This is a genomic window from Streptomyces sp. NPDC093071 (genome assembly GCF_044754545.1).
Taxonomy (GTDB): domain Bacteria; phylum Actinomycetota; class Actinomycetes; order Streptomycetales; family Streptomycetaceae; genus Streptomyces.
The window spans coordinates 596,310-615,825 of the sequence record NZ_JBIVPH010000002.1 but is presented as its reverse complement, the minus strand read 5'-3'; the positions used below and the strand labels follow the sequence as shown (position 1 = coordinate 615,825).

12 protein-coding genes and 1 pseudogene are annotated in these 19,516 nt (G+C 75.2%); 7 read left to right on the top strand and 6 right to left on the bottom strand.

Features of this window, described 5'->3' with window-relative positions; genetic code table 11:
- Positions 1–79 precede the first annotated feature (79 nt).
- Positions 80–1,048, top strand: coding sequence for an NAD(P)H-quinone oxidoreductase (locus ACIQD7_RS08565; protein ID WP_402440703.1), 969 nt, complete (start codon positions 80–82; stop codon positions 1,046–1,048).
- 133 nt (positions 1,049–1,181) lie between these two features.
- On the opposite strand, the gene ACIQD7_RS08560 is transcribed toward ACIQD7_RS08565, so the two are convergent.
- Positions 1,182–2,375, bottom strand: coding sequence for a PucR family transcriptional regulator (locus tag ACIQD7_RS08560; protein ID WP_402440701.1), 1,194 nt, complete (start codon positions 2,373–2,375; stop codon positions 1,182–1,184).
- Between the two features lie 145 nt (positions 2,376–2,520).
- On the opposite strand from ACIQD7_RS08560, the gene ACIQD7_RS08555 reads away from it, so the two are divergent.
- From ACIQD7_RS08555 to ACIQD7_RS08540, 4 genes are all read left to right on the top strand, one after another.
- Complete coding sequence (locus ACIQD7_RS08555) at positions 2,521–4,008, top strand: long-chain fatty acid--CoA ligase (RefSeq protein WP_402440699.1); 1,488 nt, start codon at positions 2,521–2,523, stop codon at positions 4,006–4,008.
- 679 nt (positions 4,009–4,687) lie between these two features.
- Positions 4,688–5,662: an alpha/beta hydrolase gene (locus tag ACIQD7_RS08550; protein WP_402440697.1), complete on the top strand. Its 975-nt coding sequence runs from the start codon at positions 4,688–4,690 to the stop codon at positions 5,660–5,662.
- Positions 5,663–5,767: 105 nt separating this feature from the next.
- Positions 5,768–7,069 (top strand): hypothetical protein, encoded by a 1,302-nt coding sequence (locus tag ACIQD7_RS08545; protein WP_402440695.1) that lies wholly within the window; start codon positions 5,768–5,770, stop codon positions 7,067–7,069.
- Positions 7,070–7,162: 93 nt separating this feature from the next.
- Positions 7,163–8,344: a cation:proton antiporter gene (locus ACIQD7_RS08540; RefSeq protein WP_402441379.1), complete on the top strand. Its 1,182-nt coding sequence runs from the start codon at positions 7,163–7,165 to the stop codon at positions 8,342–8,344.
- Between the two features lie 42 nt (positions 8,345–8,386).
- Here the strand turns inward: ACIQD7_RS08540 and ACIQD7_RS08535 are convergent, their stop codons facing one another.
- Together ACIQD7_RS08535 and ACIQD7_RS08530 are read right to left on the bottom strand one after the other, a co-directional pair.
- Entirely contained in the window at positions 8,387–10,456 is a 2,070-nt protein-coding gene (locus tag ACIQD7_RS08535; protein WP_402440693.1) for a hypothetical protein, read from the bottom strand.
- A 117-nt stretch (positions 10,457–10,573) separates the two neighbouring features.
- Positions 10,574–13,663, bottom strand: a complete 3,090-nt coding sequence (locus tag ACIQD7_RS08530) for an ATP-binding protein (RefSeq protein ID WP_402440691.1) — start codon at positions 13,661–13,663, stop codon at positions 10,574–10,576.
- Between the two features lie 546 nt (positions 13,664–14,209).
- Here ACIQD7_RS08530 and ACIQD7_RS08525 point away from each other — a divergent pair.
- Both ACIQD7_RS08525 and ACIQD7_RS08520 read left to right on the top strand, forming a co-directional pair.
- Complete coding sequence (locus ACIQD7_RS08525) at positions 14,210–15,817, top strand: S8 family peptidase (protein ID WP_402440689.1); 1,608 nt, start codon at positions 14,210–14,212, stop codon at positions 15,815–15,817.
- Positions 15,818–15,946: 129 nt separating this feature from the next.
- On the top strand, positions 15,947–16,294 hold the full coding sequence (locus tag ACIQD7_RS08520; protein ID WP_202528171.1) for an STAS domain-containing protein: 348 nt from the start codon (positions 15,947–15,949) through the stop codon (positions 16,292–16,294).
- Here ACIQD7_RS08520 and ACIQD7_RS08515 read toward each other — a convergent pair.
- The 3 genes and pseudogenes from ACIQD7_RS08515 to ACIQD7_RS08505 all read right to left on the bottom strand — a co-directional run bounded on the left by ACIQD7_RS08515 (position 16,266) and on the right by ACIQD7_RS08505 (position 19,428).
- Positions 16,266–16,661 (bottom strand): STAS domain-containing protein, encoded by a 396-nt coding sequence (locus tag ACIQD7_RS08515; protein WP_402440687.1) that lies wholly within the window; start codon positions 16,659–16,661, stop codon positions 16,266–16,268. The two genes, ACIQD7_RS08520 and ACIQD7_RS08515, sit on opposite strands and share 29 nt — an antisense overlap.
- Positions 16,658–17,707, bottom strand: coding sequence for a B12-binding domain-containing protein (locus ACIQD7_RS08510; protein WP_402441378.1), 1,050 nt, complete (start codon positions 17,705–17,707; stop codon positions 16,658–16,660). The genes ACIQD7_RS08515 and ACIQD7_RS08510 overlap by 4 nt, the downstream gene beginning before the upstream one ends.
- 26 nt (positions 17,708–17,733) lie before the next feature.
- Positions 17,734–19,428: pseudogene (locus tag ACIQD7_RS08505) on the bottom strand (PP2C family protein-serine/threonine phosphatase).
- Between the last annotated feature and the right edge of the window lie 88 nt (positions 19,429–19,516).

Genomic DNA, 19,516 nt, shown 5'->3' with positions numbered 1-19,516 from the left:
TGACGCTGCATACTTCAAGACGTAATGTGTGTAGCGTAAACATTCTGGCTTTCCCGTAGGGAAGAGGAAAGGAGTCGTCATGAAGGCCGTATCGATCAGGGAACACGGTGGTCCCGAGGTACTGGAGTGGATCGAGGTCGAGGACCCGACACCCGCTCCCGGCGAGGTCGTCGTCGACGTGGTCGCCGGCGCCCTGAACCGGGCGGACGTCATGCAGCGCTGGGGGCTCTACCCCCTGCAGCCCGGCTGGTCGCCGTACCCGGGCCTCGAAGTCTCCGGCCGCATCGGCGCGGTCGGCGAGGGCGTCACGGACTGGAAGGTGGGCGACGAGGTCTGCGCCCTGCTGACCGGCGGCGGTTACGCGCAGAAGGTCGCCGTCCCCGCCGGGCAACTGCTGCCCGTACCGAAGGGGACCGGCCTGGCCGAGGCGGCGGGCCTGCCCGAGGTCACCGCCACGGTCTGGTCCAACCTCGTCATGACCGCCGGACTGAAGGCGGGCGAGACCCTCCTCGTGCACGGCGGCGCCGGTGGCGTCGGCACGATGGCGATCCAGATCGCCGAGGCCCTGGGCGCCCGCGTCGTCACCACCGTGGGCGGCCCGGAGAAGGCCGCGCAGGCCCGGGAGCTGGGCGCCGACGTGGCGATCGACTACCGCACCGAGGACTTCGCCGAGCACGGCCCCTACGACGTGATCCTCGACGTCGTGGGCGGCGACTACCTGGAGCGCAACGTCCGGTCGCTCGCCGTGGACGGGCGCCTGGTCGTCATCGGCCTGCAGAAGGGCCTCGAAGGGCGGCTGGACCTCGCGGAGATCGTGTTCAAGCGGGCCTCGGTCCACGGGACGACGCTCCGGACGCGTACGAAGGAGTACAAGGCCGAGGTCGTGGCCGCGGTACGGGAGAACGTCTGGCCCATGATCGAGGACGGCACCGTGAAGCTGCTCGTCGAGCGGACCGTCCCCATGGCCGACGCCGCCGAGGGCCACCGCCTCCTGGAAGCGGGCGGCCACCTCGGCAAGATCCTGCTCGTGAACGACGGAAGCGCGTGACCCCGGGCGGCCGGACGCCTTCGCCGCACGCCCCGTCCCCGGGCGCGCGAGCCCGGACCGGGCAGGACCCGGCCCCGGGCCCGGACCTGAAATCGGACCCGTATCCGCACCCGCATCCGCCCCCGCCCCCGGATCAGCCCGTGTCCGTCGGCCGTTCCGCGAGGCCCGTCCCCCGGTCCCGTACCGCCAGGAGCGCCGCGCCGACGGCCGCCGCCGCGCGCGGATCGGAGAGCGGCCGGCCCGTCAGCTCCTCGACGCGCCGGAGGCGATAGCGGACGGTGTTGGGGTGGACGAAGAGGCTCCGGGCCGTGGCGTCGGCCGAGCCGCCGGAGGCGAACCAGTGCTCCAGGGTCCGCAGCAGGCGGGACCGTTCCGCGGCCGGCAGGTCGAGCACCGGCCGCAGCGTCACCTCCACCAGACGGGCCGCCTCGGCGGGCGCCGCGGCGACGACCATCGCCAGCGGGTCGTCGTCGAACCGGGCCACGCCAGGACCGGTGCCCGGCAGCCCGGACAGGGCCAGGCGCGCGAAGCGCAGGTTCTGCGGGGCGCCCCGCAGCGAGGGGAAGGACGGGCTGACCCCCACCCGGGCGCGGCTTCGCCGCAGGACCCGGAGACAGGTGCTCTCCGCCGAGGCGGTGGGCAGCGCGATCAGGGCGAGCCGCTGGTCCGGCAGCGACCTCCAGGCGGAAGGCAGCTCCGCCCGGAGCAGCGTCGCCTCCACGCCCGCGAGGGGCTCCTCGCCCGGGGCGCCGGCCTCCGCGACGGCGACGGCGTACGGCCCCTGCTCGGGCAGCCCCAGCTCCCGGGCCGCCTCCCACAGGGTGCGGTCGGTGAACACGCCCGTGAACAGCGCCTCCACCAGGGCGGAACGCCGTGCCCGTCCCCGCGAGGTCAGCTCGGCGGCCGTCTCCCGGTAGGCACCCGCCACCGCCTCCGCGTACAGGCCGAACAGCGCCCAGAAGTCGGCGGACTCCGACACCAGCAGGTCGTCCGACACCTCCGGACGCGTGCGCGCCTCCGCGACGATCTCCGTCCACAGCAGCTCCGAGCCGATGCGGTACGCGCGCAGGGTGTCGGCCAGCGGGACACCCTGCTCCGCCCTGGCCCGGCCGGTCTCACGGGCCGCCTCCGGGTCCGGGGCGCCCTTGCGGCGGAGGTGCGTCAGCACGAAGTCCGCGTTGGCGGAGCAGGAGGCCCGCAGCGAGTCCAGGGGGATCAGCGTCTCGTCCTGGTAGGCGTCGACCTCCGCGCGGATGCGCAGCGCCATCCTCCCGGCCAGTTCGGGAAGCCTCGAACGAAGCGCCGCGACCACGCCCGAAAGGTCCATGACCGCAGCTTAGCCGCCCCCTTTTGTCGCGGCGGACAATCCGGGGGGCCGACTGCTGTCGCGCACGCCATAGGACGTGCCGCCGGACGGCGACAAGATGTCGACGATGTAAACATCTGGTGATCGCGTGTAACGGAGGCGGGTCATGGCCAATCTGGCAGGGTTCCTCGTGGAGACGGCCGGGCGGCAGCCCGAGCGCCCCGCACTGCGCCTGGGGGAGCGGGTCCTCACCTACGCGGAGCTGGACGAGCACAGCGCCCGCGCCGCCGCCCTGCTCAGGGCCGAGGGCGTACGGCCGGGCGACCGGGTCGCCCTGATGCTGCCCAACGTCCCCGAGTTCGTCGTCCTGTACTACGGAGTGCTGCGCGCCGGGGCGGTCGTCGTCCCGATGAACCCGCTCCTGAAGACCAGGGAGACCGAGTTCCACCTCGCCGACTCCGGCGCCGTGCTCCTCTTCGAATGGCACCAGGCGCCGGGCGAGGGCGCGAAGGGCGCCGCCGCCGCGGGAGTGCGGCACACCGCCGTCGAACCCGCCGCGTTCGCCGCGGCCCTGGCCGGGCACGAGCCGCTGCCCGGCGTCGCCGACGCGGACGGCGAGGACATGGCCGTCCTGCTGTACACCTCCGGCACCACCGGCCGCCCCAAGGGCGCCGTCCTCACCCACGCGGGCCTGCGGCACAACACCGAGGTCAACGGCGTCGAGATCCAGCGGATGATCCCCGAGGACGTGGTCGTGGGCTGCCTGCCCCTGTTCCACATCTTCGGGCAGATCTGCACCATGAGCGCGGCCGTCCGCAGCGGCGCCTCCCTCGTCCTGATCCCCCGCTTCGAGCCGGGAGCCGTCCTGGAGGCCGTCGCCCGCGAGCGGGCCACCGTCTTCGAGGGCGTCCCGACCATGTACGCGGCGCTGCTCCAGCACCCGTCCGAGGCCGACGTCTCGACGCTGCGGATGTGCATCTCCGGCGGCGCCTCGCTGCCGGTGGAGATCCTCCACGGATTCGAGCGGCGGTTCGGATGTCCGGTCCTGGAGGGCTTCGGCATGTCCGAGACCAGCCCGGTGGTGACGTTCAACCACCCCGACCGCCCGCGCAAGGCCGGCTCCATCGGCACCCCCATCCGGGACGTCGAGGTGCGCCTCGTGGACGACGGCGGCCGGGACGTGACCCCGGGCGAGATCGGCGAACTGGCCGTCCGGGGACCGAACGTGATGAAGGGGTACTGGAACCGTCCCGAGGAGACCGAGGCCGCCGTCCCCGACGGTTGGCTGCGCACCGGCGACCTCGCCCGGGCGGACGAGGACGGTTACCTGTACGTCGTCGACCGCAAGAAGGACATGATCATCCGCGGCGGCTACAACGTCTACCCGCGCGAGATCGAAGAGGTCCTGCACGAGCACCCCGCCGTCGCCCTGGCCGCCGTGGTGGGCGTCCCGCACGCCGAACTGGGCGAGGAGGTCGCGGCCGCGGTCGTGCTCCGCCCCGGCGCGCGGGCCACCGCCGAGGAGCTGCGGGAGTACGTCAAGGAGCGCGTGGCGGCCTACAAGTACCCGCGCGGGGTGTGGCTCGTGGACAAGCTCCCGCTGGGCCCGAGCGGCAAGATCCTCAAGAGGGAGATCACCCTGCCGGAGGCGTGAGGGCCGCGCCCCCGGCCCTCCGGGCGGACGGCACCGGTACGGGGCGCGGAGGAGGAGATGCCCCTCCGGGAACGGCCCGGCGCCCGGCGCGCCCGCGCCCGTACGGCGCAAGCGCCGGGCGCGGAGCGGGCACCGTACGCCCGTCCCCGCCCGGACTCCCCGGCGCCCGGGACGGTCCTCGACCGGCTGCTCACGGCGGCGGTGGTCGTGGCGCGCGAGCGCCCGGCCCTCCTGCTCCTGCTCGCGGCGGCGGAGGAACGCGCGACGCCGGAGGAAGGGGCGCCGAACGCGCTGTTCGAGGTCTTCTCCCGGAGCCTGCCCGGCATCGGGGCGCTCCACGACGAGGACGCGGTCCGCGCCCCGGCCGCCCGCCTCTTCTGCGCGGGCGTCGGCCCGGCCGTACGGCAGCCCGGCCCCCCCGCACCGCTCCTGCGCACCCGGCAGGCGGTCCCGGGCGCGCTCCGGGCCCCCGGGAGTCTCCGAAAAGTTGTCGTGTCGACCGGTGCCGGACGCGCGCCGACGCGCACGTCCGGCAGACCGCACGGCCGGGTTGCGACGGCCAAACGGTCACCAAAGGATGGGACCAGGCACTGCCGCGCCTGGGCCAGGCGCGTGCGACGGTCGCGGCCGTCGGGGCCGCGCGAACAGGGCACCCGTGTGCCCGCGACAGGGAGCGGACATGACCGACCTTCCCCCTCCGATCACCCCCTATCTCGAACCGGCCGCGAAGGAGTTGTGCGAGGCGACGGACCCGCATCCGCGGATCTACGAGGTCCCCCCGGAGAAGGGCCGTGACATCCTGCTGGGCCTGCAGAGCGACGCGAGCGTGCCGCGTCCGGAGGTGGACGAGGAGTGGGTCGAGGTGGACGCGGGGGAGTGGGGCACGGTCCGCACCCGCATCATCCGCCCCAAGGGCGTGACCGGACCCCTGCCGGTGGTCTTCTACATCCACGGCGCGGGCTGGGTCTTCGGCGACGACAAGACCCACGACCGCCTCTTCCGCGAACTCGCCGTCGGCGCCGGCGCGGCGGGCGTCTTCCCCGTCTACGACCGGGCACCGGAGGCGAAGTACCCCACCCAGGTCGAACAGAACTACGCGGTGGGCCAGTGGGTCCTGGAACACGGCGCCGAACACGGCCTGGACACCTCGCGCATCGCGGTCACCGGCGAATCCGTCGGCGGCTGCATGTCGGCCGTCTTCGCGCTGATGAACAAGGAACGCGGCGGCATCGACCTCAAGGCCCAGTGCCTGCTCTACCCGGTCGCCGACGCCGACTTCGACACCCCCTCCTACCACCAGTTCGCCGAGGGCTACTACCTCACCCGCGACGGCATGAAGTGGTTCTGGGACGCCTACACCACCGACCCCGCCCAGCGCGCCGAACACCACGCCTCCCCCCTCCGGGCCACCCTGGACCAGCTCAAGGGCCTGCCCACCACCCTGGTCATCACCGACGAGGCCGACGTCCTGCGCGACGAGGGCGAGAAGTACGCCAACAAACTCCGCGAAGCGGGTGTGGACGTCACCTCCGTCCGCGTGGCCGGCATGGTCCACGACTTCCTCCTCCTCGACAGCCTCCGCGACACCCGCGCCGCCAACGTCGCCCGCAAACTCGCCGTCGACTTCCTCGCCACCGCACTCCACGACGACTGAGCCACCCGCACGACCCGCCCCCCGACCGGACCACTCCCGCTCGCGCCCCCGGCGAAACGGAGGTCGGCTGGGACGGGGGCGACCGTCACGAACGAGGAGGCGCCGGTGCCGGACGAAGGATCGGCCGCGGGGGCCGGCGGACCGGCGGAGCTCCAGGAACTCCGCGCCCGTGTGGCGGTGCTCGAAGCGCGGCGGACCGAGCCCCCGAAGCACCGCGCGAAGTCCTTCCTGGGCGCCGTCCTGATCGTCCTCGGCTGTGTGCTCGCGCCCCTCGGGATCGTCGCCGCCTGGGCGGCCGACGTGGTGGGCGACACCGACCGCTACGTCGCGACCGTCGCCCCGCTCGCCTCGGACCCGGCCGTCCAGGACGCCGCCGCCGACCGGGTCACCGACGCGCTCATGGAGCGCATCGACCTGGCGACCCTGCTGTCCGGCGCCGCCCCCGAGGAACGGCCGCGCCTGGAGAAGGCGCTGGGCGCGCTGGGCGACTCCCTGGAAGGGGCGGTCCGCGCCTTCGTCCACGACAGGGCGCGGGAGGTCACCGGCTCGGACGCCTTCGAGACCTTCTGGACGGAGGCCAACCGCACGGTCCACGCCTCCGTGGACAAGGCCCTCACCGGAAGCGGCGGCGGCGCGGTCCGCGTCGAGGACGACACGGTCACCCTCGACCTCGCCCCCGTCGTCGAACAGGTGAAGCAGCGCCTCGTGGACCAGGGCATGGGGTTCGCCGCGCGGATCCCGGAGATCCACACCGACTTCACGCTCGTCCGGTCCGACGACGTCGGCAAGGTCAAAACCGGCGTACGGCTCCTCCAGATCGCCGGGAACTGGCTGCCGGTCCTCGCGGTCCTCCTGGTGGCCGGCGGCGTCCTCCTCGCCCGCCGACGGCGCAGGGCCCTGGTCACGGGAGCCCTGGCGGTGGCCGTCACGACCGGACTGCTCGGCATCGGGCTGCGCGTCCTCCGCTCCTTCTCCCTCGACGCCCTGCCCGCCGGGGTCTCCCCGGAAGCCGTCGGGGCGGTCTACGACACCCTGACCGGGCTGCTCTCCACCATGGTCAGGGCGGCCGTCGCCCTGGGCCTCGTCGTGGCCCTGGCCGCCTGGCTCACCGGACCGGGCCGCCGGGCCGTGCTCGTCCGGGGCCTGTGGACCTCGGGCATCGGCGCGTCCCGCGCCACGGCCGACCGCTTCGGCCTGCGCACGGGACCGGTGGGGCCCTTCGTCCGCCATCACCGCACCTGGATCGCCCGGGCACCGGTCGTGGCGGCACTCGCCGCCTACGTCTTCTGGCCCCACCCCACCGGCTGGGTGGTGGCCGGTCTCGCCCTCGCACTCCTCCTCGCCCTCGCGGTCGTGGAGTTCCTGGGCGCGGACACGCCCGCCACGCCACCGCCGCCTTCGGCGTGAGCCCACGGGCCCCTCCGGAACGGCCTCACCGGCGATCCGTCCACCGCGTGTTAAACACCGAACGTGCCTTCCGCCGTCACCCTCCTCCTGATCATGTCCGTCGCGGTCCTCGCGCCCCTGCTCGCGGACGGCGTCTCCCGCCGGGTCCGCGTTCCCCTGGTCGTCTTCGAGATCGTCCTGGGCATCGTCATCGGCCCGGACGTCCTCGGGTGGGCGCGCTCGGACGAGGTGATCGACGTCCTGTCCCAGCTCGGCCTGTCGATGCTCATCTTCCTCGCCGGATACGAGATCGAGTTCGCGAACGTACGGGGCGGACTCCTGCGCCGCTCGCTGGGGGCGTGGCTGGTCTCCCTGGCCGCAGGCCTGGGCATCGCACTGCTGCTGAGCGGCGGGGACGTCTCCGCGGGCCTCGTCGTCGGCACGGCGCTGACCAGCACCGCGCTGGGCACCGTGCTCCCCGTCCTCAAGGACGCCGGGGAACTGAAGGGCCGCTTCGGGGACGTGACGATGGCGTTCGGCGCGGTGGGCGAGTTCGGACCCGTGATCGCCATGGCGCTGCTCCTGAGCGGCCGCAGACCGGCGGAGTCCGCGGCCGTCCTCGTCGCGTTCGGGCTGATCACCGCCGGGGCGGTGGTCCTGGCGATGCGGCCCCCGGCCCCGTGGCTGTCGCGCCTGATGGTCAAGACGCTCCACAGCAGCGGTCAGTTCGCCGTCCGCTTCGTCATGCTGCTGCTCGCGGCGATGCTGGGCCTGTCGGAGGCGTTCGGCCTCGACGTGCTCCTCGGCGCCTTCGCGGCGGGCGTGCTCACCCGGCTCGTGCTCGACGCTGCGGCACCGGAGAGCAGCGCCGAGATCCTCGGCAAGGTGGAGGCGATCGGCTTCGGCTTCCTCGTGCCCCTGTTCTTCGTGGTCACCGGCATCGAGTTCCGGCTCGACGAACTCCTGGGGAGTCCCGGGACGCTCGCGCTCGTCCCGGTCTTCCTGCTGCTGTTCCTCGTCGTGCGGGGCCTGCCCGTGTACTTCCTCGCGCCCCGCGACCTCGGCCTGTCCGACCGGTCGGCGCTGGCCTTCTACGCCGCCACGTGCCTGCCGCTCGTCGTCGCGATCACCACCATCGGGGTGGACCAGGAGTTCATCGACGGGGAGGAGGCGGCCGCGCTGGTCGGCGCGGCGATGCTCTCCGTACTCGTCCTGCCGCTCGTGGCGGCGAGGCTGCGGGCGTCCGGCGGCGCGCGACCGGCGGAGCGCACCTCGACGGACACCGAGGCGTGGTGACCGGCCGGCCCGTGAGCGGTGTGCCCCAGGCGGCGGTGTGCCTCAGGCGTCGGCGTGCCGCTCGATCCAGGCCAGGGCCGCCGCCCGTTCCCCCTCGGTCGGCGCGGGTCTCACCCGGTCCGGGTGGCGGACCAGGGAGTGCGCGCGGGCGGCCCGCAGACCGATCGCGCGGGCCCCGGGGGAGAGGCCGGGGTGCTCGGCGACCTCCAGGGCGCGCTGCCACCAGCTCCGGCTGCGGCCGTCGACGGCGTAGTGCCACAGCGGCTGCTCGGGGTCGGCCACGCCGATCAGTACCCGCTCCAGCGTGTGGGAGCGGATCCCGGGAGTGCCGAGCAGCCGGTCGGCGACGAGCAGCGGGTGCTCCCCGTCGAGCCGGGCCCGGACCAGGGCCCAGGTCATCAGCTGCCCCACGTCGTGGGCGGGCGAGGTGACGACGTCCCACAGTTCGGCGGCCTTGGCCTCGTCGAGGGCGCCGAGGTGGGTGAGGAGCCGCAGCTCGTCCTTCCAGACCGGCCGTGCCCCGTTCCACCACGAGACCAGCTTCCCCGCCGCCGGATGGCCCAGGTCGAGGGCGAGGCACGTCAGGGTGACGAGCGGATGGCGCCATTCGGTGTACGTGGTCCGGTACTTCTTGGTGAGGTCCTTCAGACGGCGCGGCAGCAGCGCCTCGACCTCGGCCTCCCCGGCCAGGCCGTGGGCGAGGAGCAGTTCGAGGCAGAAGCCGAGCCCCTGCAGATCCGTCCCCGGATCGGCCACCCGTTCCCGCAGCCAGCGGACGTCGGCGTCGGTGAGCGTCCGGTACCGGTGCCACAGGTCGCCCAGCGCCCCCTCGGAGACGGTGAGATCGGGCCCGGTGCCGGACAGGAGCCCGTCCCGGGCGGCCTCGTAGCGGTCCACGGCGGCCAGTACGTCGTCGGCGCCGATGCCGGAGAACGCGCCGCCACCGGGCCGGAGCGCCTCCTCCCGTACGAGCCCCACCCGGTCGCGGGCCGCGTCCGCGGCGAGGACGCGCAGGGCGCGCGGCAGCCGCTCGTCGGTGCTGAGGCGGACCGCCGTCAGGGCGGACCAGGACAGGCCGGCCCGGTGGTCCGCGCCCGTCTCCCGGCGCCAGTCGTTCGTGACGGCCCCGACCAGTGCCTGGTGGAGGCCGCGCGAGGAGGCCTCCGGCGCGCCGTGCGCCTCCAGTTCGGCCGCGAGGGCGGCCGCGGCCCGTACCGCGTCGGGCTCGCGGAGCGCGCGGTGCAGCGCCAGCCAGGCGTGGACCGCGGCCCGGTCACCGGCGAGCGCGGCCTCCCGCACGACGGCCAGGCCCCGCTCGGACGGCACCCGGGCCAGGACGGGGGCGGCCCGGGGCCCGAGGTCCGCGACGACCTCCCACGCCTCCTCGGAGCCGTGGCGCAGCAGCGCGTGGAGCAGTTCCCGCCAGGCGCTCCACTCCGCGGGCCGCCCCGCGTACTCCTCCCGCCAGGCCCGCAACAGCCGTTCCGTCTCGTCGGGCGTGAGCCCCTCCCGCCGCTCCAGGGAGACCGCGAAGCGGGCCGCGGCGGAGAGGACCAGGGGGCCGCGCAGCCGCTCGTGGAGCCACGCTGCCTCGGCGGGGGACAGCGGCCGGTACCGGAGGAAGGGGGCACTGCGGTCCACCGGCTCGTCGAGCGCGCCGAGGAACTGCCGTACGCCGTCGGGGTCCGCCGGATCGGGCAGGCCCGTCTCGTCCCGGGCGGTGACCCGGTCCAGACCGAAGGCGCCCCCGGCCCCGTTGCCGACGATCCGGAAACCGGTGGGCCCCTCGCCGAGCCCGGCGGCGACGGTGCCGTGGTCGCCGCCCCAGTGCAGCAGCAGTTCGCCCGTCAGGGCGCCGGAGCGGTCGAAGGCCCGCCGGTGGGACTGCCAGTGCCAGTACGCGAAGGAGAGCGGCGTCGCCAGGCCCCGCGACGCGGCGAGTTCGGCGGCGTCCTCGTGGCCGTCGGACTGGGTGTACCGGCTCCGGGTCGGCGGCGGGAGCGCGAGGAAACCGTCGCCGCCGAGCCCCCGCCACCAGGCCGTGAGCACGGCGAGGTCCGAGCGCCCGCGCTCCGCGCGGCGGCGGTCGGTGCCGGTGGCGGCGTCGTCCACGTGCTGCTCCCTGCGTTCTCCGGGGCCGGTTGAGGACGGTTCCCCCGCCCGCGAACCACCCTGCCACAGGGGTCCGACACCCCCTCCGGGCGGACTGCCGCAGAGCTCTCCGGCCGCCTACCGCCGCCGCGTCTCCGCCCCGCCGTCCCCCCACCCCGCCCGTGCGATGTCGGTCCTGGACGAGGCGTTCAGCTTCCGCATGATGCGGGCCACGTGGTGCTCCACGGTCCGGGTGGAGAGGACCAGGCTCTCGGCGATGTCCCGGTTGGCGCGGCCCTGGACGACCAGCCGGGCCACCTCCTGCTCGCGCGGGGACAGCTGGTCGCCGTAGCCGAGGCGGCCGCGGCGGTGGGTGGTGACGATGGCGTGGCGGCGCAACAGCCGCCGGCAACGGGCCACGTCCCAGCGGGCGTCCAGCCGTCCGTACACCTCGACCACCTCCTGGACCCCGTCGGCCGCCGCCTCCCCCCGCAGGCCGAGGAGGCAGCGTCCGCGGGCCTCCGCCGCCCGGGCCGCGTCGAAGGGGCGGCCGAGCAGCCGCCACCGCTCCTCCGCGTCGGCCAGCAGGCCGACGGCCTCCTCCGGCCGCCCCCCGGCCTCGGCGAGCAGCGCCCGGCACACGGTGAGGGCGGCCCGGGCGGCGGGCGCGTCGCTGTCGGCGGTCCCGGCGGCGAAGTCGGCGACGAGCCGGCGGGCCCGCGCGGTCTGCCCGCTGCCGTGCAGGGCCTCCACGGCGACGGGCAGCACCTCCCCGGCCCACACCCAGCCGCCGGTCCGCTCCAGGCGGTGCAGCACCTCCTCCACGGCGTCGCACGCCCGCCCGGGCCGTCCCGCCTCCAGATGGACGCGGGCCGTGGCGGCGGCGGAGGCGGTGAGGATGAGCCCGGTGTCGTAACGGGTCGTACGGGCGGCCTCCGCCAGGTCGTGGCGGGCCCGGGGGACGTCACCGAGCACGTGCAGCGCGGTCAGCCCCCGGACCAGCATGGCCTCGGAGGTCAGGTCCGGTATCTCCCGGTAGAGCCGGGCGGTGCGGTCGGCGGCCGCGTGCAGGCCCTGCCAGCGGCCCTCGTGCCAGGCGAGCACCAGACGGGCGGTCTGGATCAGCCCCTCCAGATAGGGACTGCTGGTGTCCGCGAGCCCGTCGGTGGCCCGGCCCAGGAACTCCCGGGCCCGCGCCCCGTATCCGAGGGCGCTGGCCGCGTGCGCCAGGTTGGTCCAGCCCCGGGCGTGGTGCGCGGCCTCCATCGCGGACCCGGCCGGGCCGCGCAGCGCCTCGGCGGCGGTCCAGGCCCGCGGGTCGCCGAGCAGCATCAGGGCGGTGGCGCGGTTGGCGGCGACGGCGGCCCGCGCGACCGGGTCGGTGACCCGGTCGGCGAGCGCATCGCCGCGCTCCAGCCACTCCCGGTGGCGGTCGACGTGCCAGCCCTTGATGGAGGGGATGGCGGCGACCGCCATGGCGCGGGCGGCGGTCTGCGGGTCGGACGCCTCCAGGTCGGGGACGGCGCGGGCGACCTCGTTGAGGCTGTCGAGCGCGCCTCCACTCTGGTTGCGCAGGACGACGCTCAGGTGCAGCCGGATCTCGCCGCGCAGCCGGGGCGGCGGGTCGTCCTCGTCCAGCACGCGCCGCACGGCGGCCACCACCGGCTCGCCCGCGCGGGCCAGTTGCGCGGTGCGGGCCAGTTTCGCGGCGGTGCGGATCCGGCCCTCCGCGCGCGGGTCCTCGGCGACGGCCCGGGTGTAGAGGCGGGTGGCGGTGGTGTAGTCGCCCGTGGCGGCCGCCCGGTCGGCGGCCGTGACGAGACAGCGCAGGGCCTCGCGCACCCGTCCGGCCGCCGCGTACAGCCGGGCGAGTTCGGCCAGCGGCGGCGGCCCCTCGCCGCCCCGGCGCAGGGCCCGGGCGGCGCGCAGGCTCAGCCGGGCGAGCCGGGGCCCGGACAGGCGGTCCAGCGCGGCCCGGCGGTCCAGCGGGTGCCGGAAGCCGGGACACGGCCCGTCGGCCCGCAGCACGGACCGGCGTACGCACGCGTCCACGGCCGCCTCGGCCCGCTCGGGCGCGAGGTCCGCCACCTCGGCGAGCACCCCGATGGACACCGGGAGGCCGAGGACGGCCGCCGCCTCGACCATCCGCCGCGCGTCCCCGTCGAGCGGCCCGCACCGCCGTGCCAGCTCCCGCCCCACCCGTACGGGCACCCCGACCTCGCACACGGCCCCGAACACGGCCCCCGCGACCCGCTCGCCCCGTCCGACCCGCAACTCCGCCGCCGTGTCGCCCCCGTCCCGGTGACTCGCCCCCCGGCCGGCTCCCCCCGCCGCCCCACCGGCCCCGCCCGTCCAGGGCCCCGCCTCCCCGCCCCTCCGGTGGAGGCCATCCTCCCAGTCATGTCCCCGCAGCAGTTCCCCCGCGTCCCGCAGCAACTCCACGGCGGTCGAGGGGAGTCCGCCGGTCAGGTCGTGGACGAGGGCGGTGAGGTCCTCCCGCTCGTCCGTCCGGTCCGGCCGGTGCGCGTCGAGCCAGTGGCGGACGAACTCGCCCGTCTCCCCGGGCGTCCAGGGCAGGACGGCGATCTCCTCGACCCGTACGCCCGCCGGGGCGCGGACGCCGAGGAGCGGCAGCCCGGCCGCCGCGTCCTCGGTGACGACGAGCCTCAGCCCGGCCGGCACCGCCCCCGTCAGGTGCTGGAGCAGGGCGAGGGTCGCGGGGTCCGCGTGGTGGACGTCCTCCACGACCAGCACGGCGTCCCCGACCGCCGCGAGGAGCGCCCCGACCGCACGCGGCAGCAGCCCGCGCCGCACCTCCGGATCGGCCGCCGACGCGGGCGGGCGCGGCAGCCGGTCGGTCAGTTCCGGTACGAGGAGGCCGACCGCCCCGGTCACCGTGGGCAGCGGCCGGTCGGCGAGGGCGGGCCGGTACGGCAGCCCGGCCAGCGCGTCGGCGACGGGCCCGAGCGGCACCGGGTCCGCCGCGTCGGGGCACGTCCCGCGCAGCTGCGTCCACTCCGCGAACTCCGCCCGGCCGAGCACCTCGTCCACCAGCCGGGACGTCCCCGCGCCCGCCTCCCCCCGGACGACGGTGAGGCCCGGCCCCGCCCGCAGCGCCTCCCGCAGCCGCCGCGCCTCCTCGGCCCGCCCGACGAACCCGCCCCCGCGGGACGCCCCTTCGCCGCGCCCCGCACCCGGGGACCCCGTACCGGAGGAACGTCTCTCCACGGCTCCGCCTCTCGCCGACCGGCCACCCGGAAGACCGCCGTCCGTCGCGGCCCCGCTGGGCAGGTGGTCTACCCTCCGGACGGCCGGGGCCGCAATAGGGGTCCACCACCTACGGAATGCGGGCCGCCCGCTCCCACTCTTTGGGTAGTGCTACGGATTGCTGGGTTCCTCCCGCCTGACCGAAGCTCTGGGCGGTCCGGCGACGCCGTTCCGTACACCGCGGTCCCCAGCCGGCGGAGGTACGGGGACGGCCGCACCCCACGCGGTCGTCCGGCGTGGCCGGGCCCGTGTCGCACGGAGCCGACTCCGTGCGACGCGCCACCCACACCCCACCGCCGTGGGCGCCGGCATCCGAAGGCGCCCGCACGGCCGCCGCACCCGGGCGATTGTCATGATCCCAACAGGATCGCGTTCCGGTGGACCGGCGGCCGACCTCCGGGCACGCGCCTCCCCACCACCGAAGGACGTGTCCGGAGCCCACCGGGGCGACGGGTGCAGCCCTCCGGGCCCGAGCCGGGCCCGGACACCTCTCAAGGGAGAAACACCATGGAGTTCGACGCTCGCGCCCTCCGGCGCCTGCTCGCCGTCGGCGCCAGTGCCGCCCTGCTCGCCGGAGCCGCCTCGACCGCCGGGGCCACCGCCGCCCCCGTACCGCCGGGCGGCGGAGAGGGCCGCATCGTCGGCGCGGACCGCCCCGGCGCGGTCGACGGCTCCTACATCGTCACCTTCAAGGACTCGGTCGCCCGCGCCGACATACCCGCCTCCGCGAAGGCCCTGGCCAAGCGGCACGCCGGCAGCCTGCGCTACACCTACACCGCCGCCCTGCGCGGCTTCGCGGTGAAGCTGAGCGAGAGCGAGGCCGAGGAGCTGGCCGCCGACCCGTCGGTGGCCCGCGTCGAGGCCGACGCGGTGGCGTACGCCGTCGACACCCAGCCCAACCCGCCCTCCTGGGGCCTGGACCGCGTCGACCAGCGCGACCTGCCGGTCGACAAGAGCTACACCTACGCCACCACCGCCTCCAACGTGAACGCGTACGTCCTGGACACCGGCATCCGCATGAGCCACCGCGACTTCGGCGGACGCGCGGTCAGCGGCTACGACTTCATCGACAACGACTCCAACGCCTCCGACTGCCAGGGCCACGGCACCCACGTCGCCGGCACCGTCGGCGGCGGCTCGTACGGCGTCGCCAAGGGCGTCAAGCTGATCGGCGTCCGGGTCCTCAACTGCCAGGGCACCTCGGGCGACACCTGGGCCCCGGTCCTCGCCGGCATCGACTGGGTCACCAAGAACGCGGCGAAGCCGGCCGTGGCCAACATGAGTATCGGCGGCGGCAAGACCCAGTCCGTGAACGACGCCGTGGCGGCCTCCATCGCCTCCGGCGTCACCTGGGTCGTGGCGGCCGGCAACAACAACGCCGACTCGTGTTCCTACTCCCCGTCCTCCACCCCGGCCGCCATCACCGTCGGCGCCACCAACAGCCGGGACGCCCGCGCCACCGGCTGGTCCAACGGCCAGGGCTCCAACTACGGCTCCTGCCTCGACATCTTCGCCCCGGGTGACAGCATCGTCTCCACGTCCAACTCCGGCGACACCGCCTCCCAGTCCATGAGCGGCACCTCCATGGCCGCCCCGCACGTCGCCGGCGCGGCCGCCCTGGTGCTCGCCGCCAACCCGACCTGGACCCCGGCCCAGGTCCGCGACAAGCTGGTCGCCGACGCCACCTCCGGCAAGGTCACCGACCCGCGCACCGGCTCCCCGAACAAGCTCCTGTACACCGGCACCGGCAGCACCACCCCGCCGCCCACCGGCAACAAGTTCGAGAACACCGACGACGTCCAGATCCGCGACAACGCCACCGTGGAGTCGCCGATCACCGTCACCGGCGTCACCGGCAACGCCCCCGCGAACCTGGCCGTCACCGTCGACGTCCGCCACACCTTCCGCGGCGACCTCAAGGTCGAACTGGTCGCCCCCGACGGCGGCGCGTTCGTCCTGAAGAACTACAACTCCTCCGACAGCGCCGACCACGTCCAGGGCACGTTCACGGTCGACGCCTCCGCCAAGGCCGCCAACGGCACCTGGAAGCTCCGCGTCACCGACAACTGGGTCAACGACACCGGCTACGTCAACGCCTGGTCGCTCCAGTTCTGATCCGCGCCGCCCGCACCACCCGCACCGCCCCCGCACCCCCGGAGCAGAGCCGCTCCGGGGGTGCGGCCCGTGCGCCGCCGGGCCCGGGGCGGCTGGCGCGGCGGTGTCCGCCGATGTGAGGATGACGCCATGTATGCGGCGCCCCAGGGAAAAGTGCACCTCACCCGGCACGAGCAGGTCTTCGTCATCGCCATGCGCGGGGAGATGGACCACGACGACGTGGAGGACGTCGAGGCCGCTTGGGCGGCGGCCGACGAGGCGGCCTCCCCGATGACGGCGGTCGACCTCTCCCGGGTCACGTTCGCCGACAGCATGCTCCTCAACGCGCTGCTCGACATCCGGCGCCGCCACGCGGCGGACGGGCGCGAGCTGGTGCTGATCGGCCCCCTGCACTCCGCGGTGCGACGGGTCCTGGACATCAGCGGCACCCTCGAACACTTCCGGATCGTCAGTACGGGCCCCTCCCCGGCCAGCTGAGGTCCGCGCCCCCGTCGGGCCCCCTCCCGGTCGCGGGACCGGTGAGGTGGTCCAGGACGTTGGTGATGTGGAGCAGGCGCTCCAGGAAGTCCGGGCGGTTCTCCAGGTACAGGGTGGCGCCCAGGGCACTGGCCCGGCGGTGGACGAGCAGCAGGGCCGACAGGCCCGAGGAGTCGATGTGCGTCAGACCGGCGAAGTCGAGGCGCACCCCCCGCGGCGGCGCCCCGCCGCCCGTCAGGTTCTCGGTGACCGCGTCGACCAGCTCGTCGCAGCTGTCGTAGTCGAGGTCCCCGCTCACGCGCACGTACAGCGCGCCGGGCTCGCGGACGACGTCGAGGGTGAACTCCGTGGAGGGGAAGCCGTTCACGGGCGGGGACCGGGGACCGTGCGGACGGCGTGCGCGCCCAGGGCCGCCGCGCCCCGTTGGAGCGCGTGCGTCGCGCGGGGGAAGTCGCGCAACCGCTCGGCCAGGACGTCCAGACCGGCCACCAGGGAACGGGTAGGGACGCGGCGGGCCCGCAGGACGTCGGCCGTCCAGGTGAGGAACGTGGTGAACAGGTCGGGGTCGTCCACGTAGAGCGCGGTGGCCAGGAAGTCGACGATGTGCGCGATGTCCTCCGCCGTGCGCTCGCGCTGGAGGGAGTCGTAGGCGCGCATCGGCGGGAACCGGTCCTCCAGACCGGCCAGGGTCTGCCTGACCAGCCGGTGCCGGGACCGGACGACCATCGTGTACTCCTGGTCGGCCAGGTGCGGCAGGTCGTCCACCGTCTGCCGCCCGGCCGACGCCTCCGGCCGGGCCACGCCCTCCTCGAGGATCGCGAGCGCGCCGCGCGCGTCGGGCGCCCACCGGTCGGCGCGCAGCGTGCGCGCGTACCGCCCGCCGACGCCGAAGGCGCGGCCGCCCGCCAGGACCGGGACGCCCACGGCCTGACAGGCCGTGATGGCGGCGTGGGCGGCCGGGAGATGGGTCGGGATCGACCCGGACAGCAGGACGGCGTCGGGATAGCTCCGGTGCAGATGGGCGACCAGGTGCGGGGTCGGGGTCTGCGCCCCGAGGTAGTCGACCCGCCAGCCGTGCAGGGAGAGGAACTCCGCGACGAGACGGGCCGGGAAGGCGTGCCACTCGCCGTCGACGCAGCCGACCGTGACGCGGCCCCGGGGCGGCACGGCGCGGCCGGTGGCGCGGCGGTGCGCCATGGAGGCGACGATCCGCTCGTTGATGGCGGTGACGGCGTGCTCCTGGGCCACGGTGAGGCGGTCGGCCGCCCATTCGGCGCCGACCCTCGCCTGGACCGGCGCGAGCACGTCCAGGAGCAGCGTCTCCTCCGGCACGCCCGTGGCCAGGGCCTCGTGGACGGCCGAGGCGGCAGCGGGTTCGTCACCCCCCACCGCCGCCCGCCACAGCCGTTCCATCACCGTGTCCGTCGCGGTGGGACCGCTCACGTGTTCCTCCCGCCGTACCGGCCGTGTCCGTCGCCCGTGGCGAGCGAGGAGGCCCTGGGCGCGGTGACCGCCACGACGGCCATGTCGTCGTGCCGGCCGTCGTGCAGCCACTGGGCGGCCAGCATCTGTATCCGCTCCACGACCGCCTCCGCCTGCATCCCCGCGCACTCGGCCAGGGCCCTCTTCAGACGTTCCGTGCCCAGGAACTCGTCCCCGAGGGGGCCGCCCCGCGCCTCGACGATGCCGTCCGTGTAGAGCAGACAGGTCTCCCCGGGCGCGAGGACGGTCTCCACCGTGCGGGCCTCGACGGCCGGCAGCGCGCCGACCAGAGTGCCGCGGGTCGCGACCTCCTCCACCGTGCCGTCGGCGCGGACGAGGAGCGGCGGCAGGTGCCCGGCGCTGGTCAGCCGCAGCCGCGTCCGGCCGTCCCGGCGGCGCACGGAGCCGAGCACGAGGGTGGCGAAGCGGGTGTGGTGCGAGGAGAGCAGCGCGCCGTTGAGCAGGTTCAGGACCCGCTGGTGGTCCTCGGCCAGCGGCAGCAGGGCGTGCAGCGTGTTGCGGATCTTGCCGGTCAGGACCGCCGCGTCCAGGCCCTTGCCCGCGACGTCGCCCAGGACGACGAGGGTCTCCCCGGAGGGGTCGGCGCTCGGGTGGACGTCGTAGAAGTCCCCGCCGACCCGCTCGTGGTCCTTCGACGCCCGGTACCCGCCGGCGTACTCGACGCCGTGCACGTGGCGCAGCACCGGCGGCAGCAGCTCGCTCATCAGCGTGGCGGTGATCGCGGCCTGCTCGGTGTAGAGGCGGGCGGCGGACAGCGCGGCCCCGGCGCGCGCCGCGAACAGCCGGGCGAAGACCTCCTCGCTCTCCGTGAAGGCCCGTTCGGTGCCGGAGCGCAGCAGGATGAGCGCCCCGGCGGGCACCCCGTGGCCGGGCAGCGGCGTGACGATGACGGAACCGACCGGCGAGGTGAAGCCCTCGGGGACCACCCAGTCGGGGATGTCGGCGGGATCGATCCAGCGGGCCGGTACGGGCGGGAAGCCCTGGAGGGCCTCGGCAAGGCCGGGACGCCGGAGACGTCGACCTGCCGGACGGCCCGCGTGACGGGGCCGTTCCGGCGGGCGAAGGTCAGCGGATGGCGCCGGCCCTGGGGCGGGGCCACCAGGACGGCGCCCTCGGCCAGGTGCTCGGCGGCCATCGCGGCGCCCATCTCCATGCAGCGCTGCACGTTCAGCGTGGACAGCAGCGCGCCGGAGACCTCGGCGAGGATCTCGGAGCGCGCCCGGACGTCGACCAGGGCCGTCTCGGCGAAGCGGCGGTCGGTCTCGTCGACCAGCCACCACACCACGTCGCCGTCGTCGCCCGTCGTGGGGTGCGCCTCCAGGAGACGGTCGCGGATCGGCCCGGCCGGTGGCCCGGATCCTGCGTCCGGAGATCCGTCGCAGAGGCGCCGGTGGGCGTCCGACAGCCAGGACGGCACCCGCTCGTCCAGCCGGTCGCCGCGCGGCGTCGGGCAGCAGGCGCCGGGCGGCCTCGTTGATCCGCACGAGACCGCCGCGCCGGTCCACGACCAGTACGGGGTAGGGGGCCTCGATCCACGCCGTGCCGGTCAGGAGGCCGGTACGGGACGGACGGGCGGGAAAACCGCGGGAAACAGCCACGAACGGAGGCACGCGCGACGCGCGCCCCACCATCTTCCTACCAGGGACGACAGTTGTCCTGGGGCAACCGTCTCGTACCCACCCCCGCGCTCGCAACCCGTACCCCACATGCACATACAAG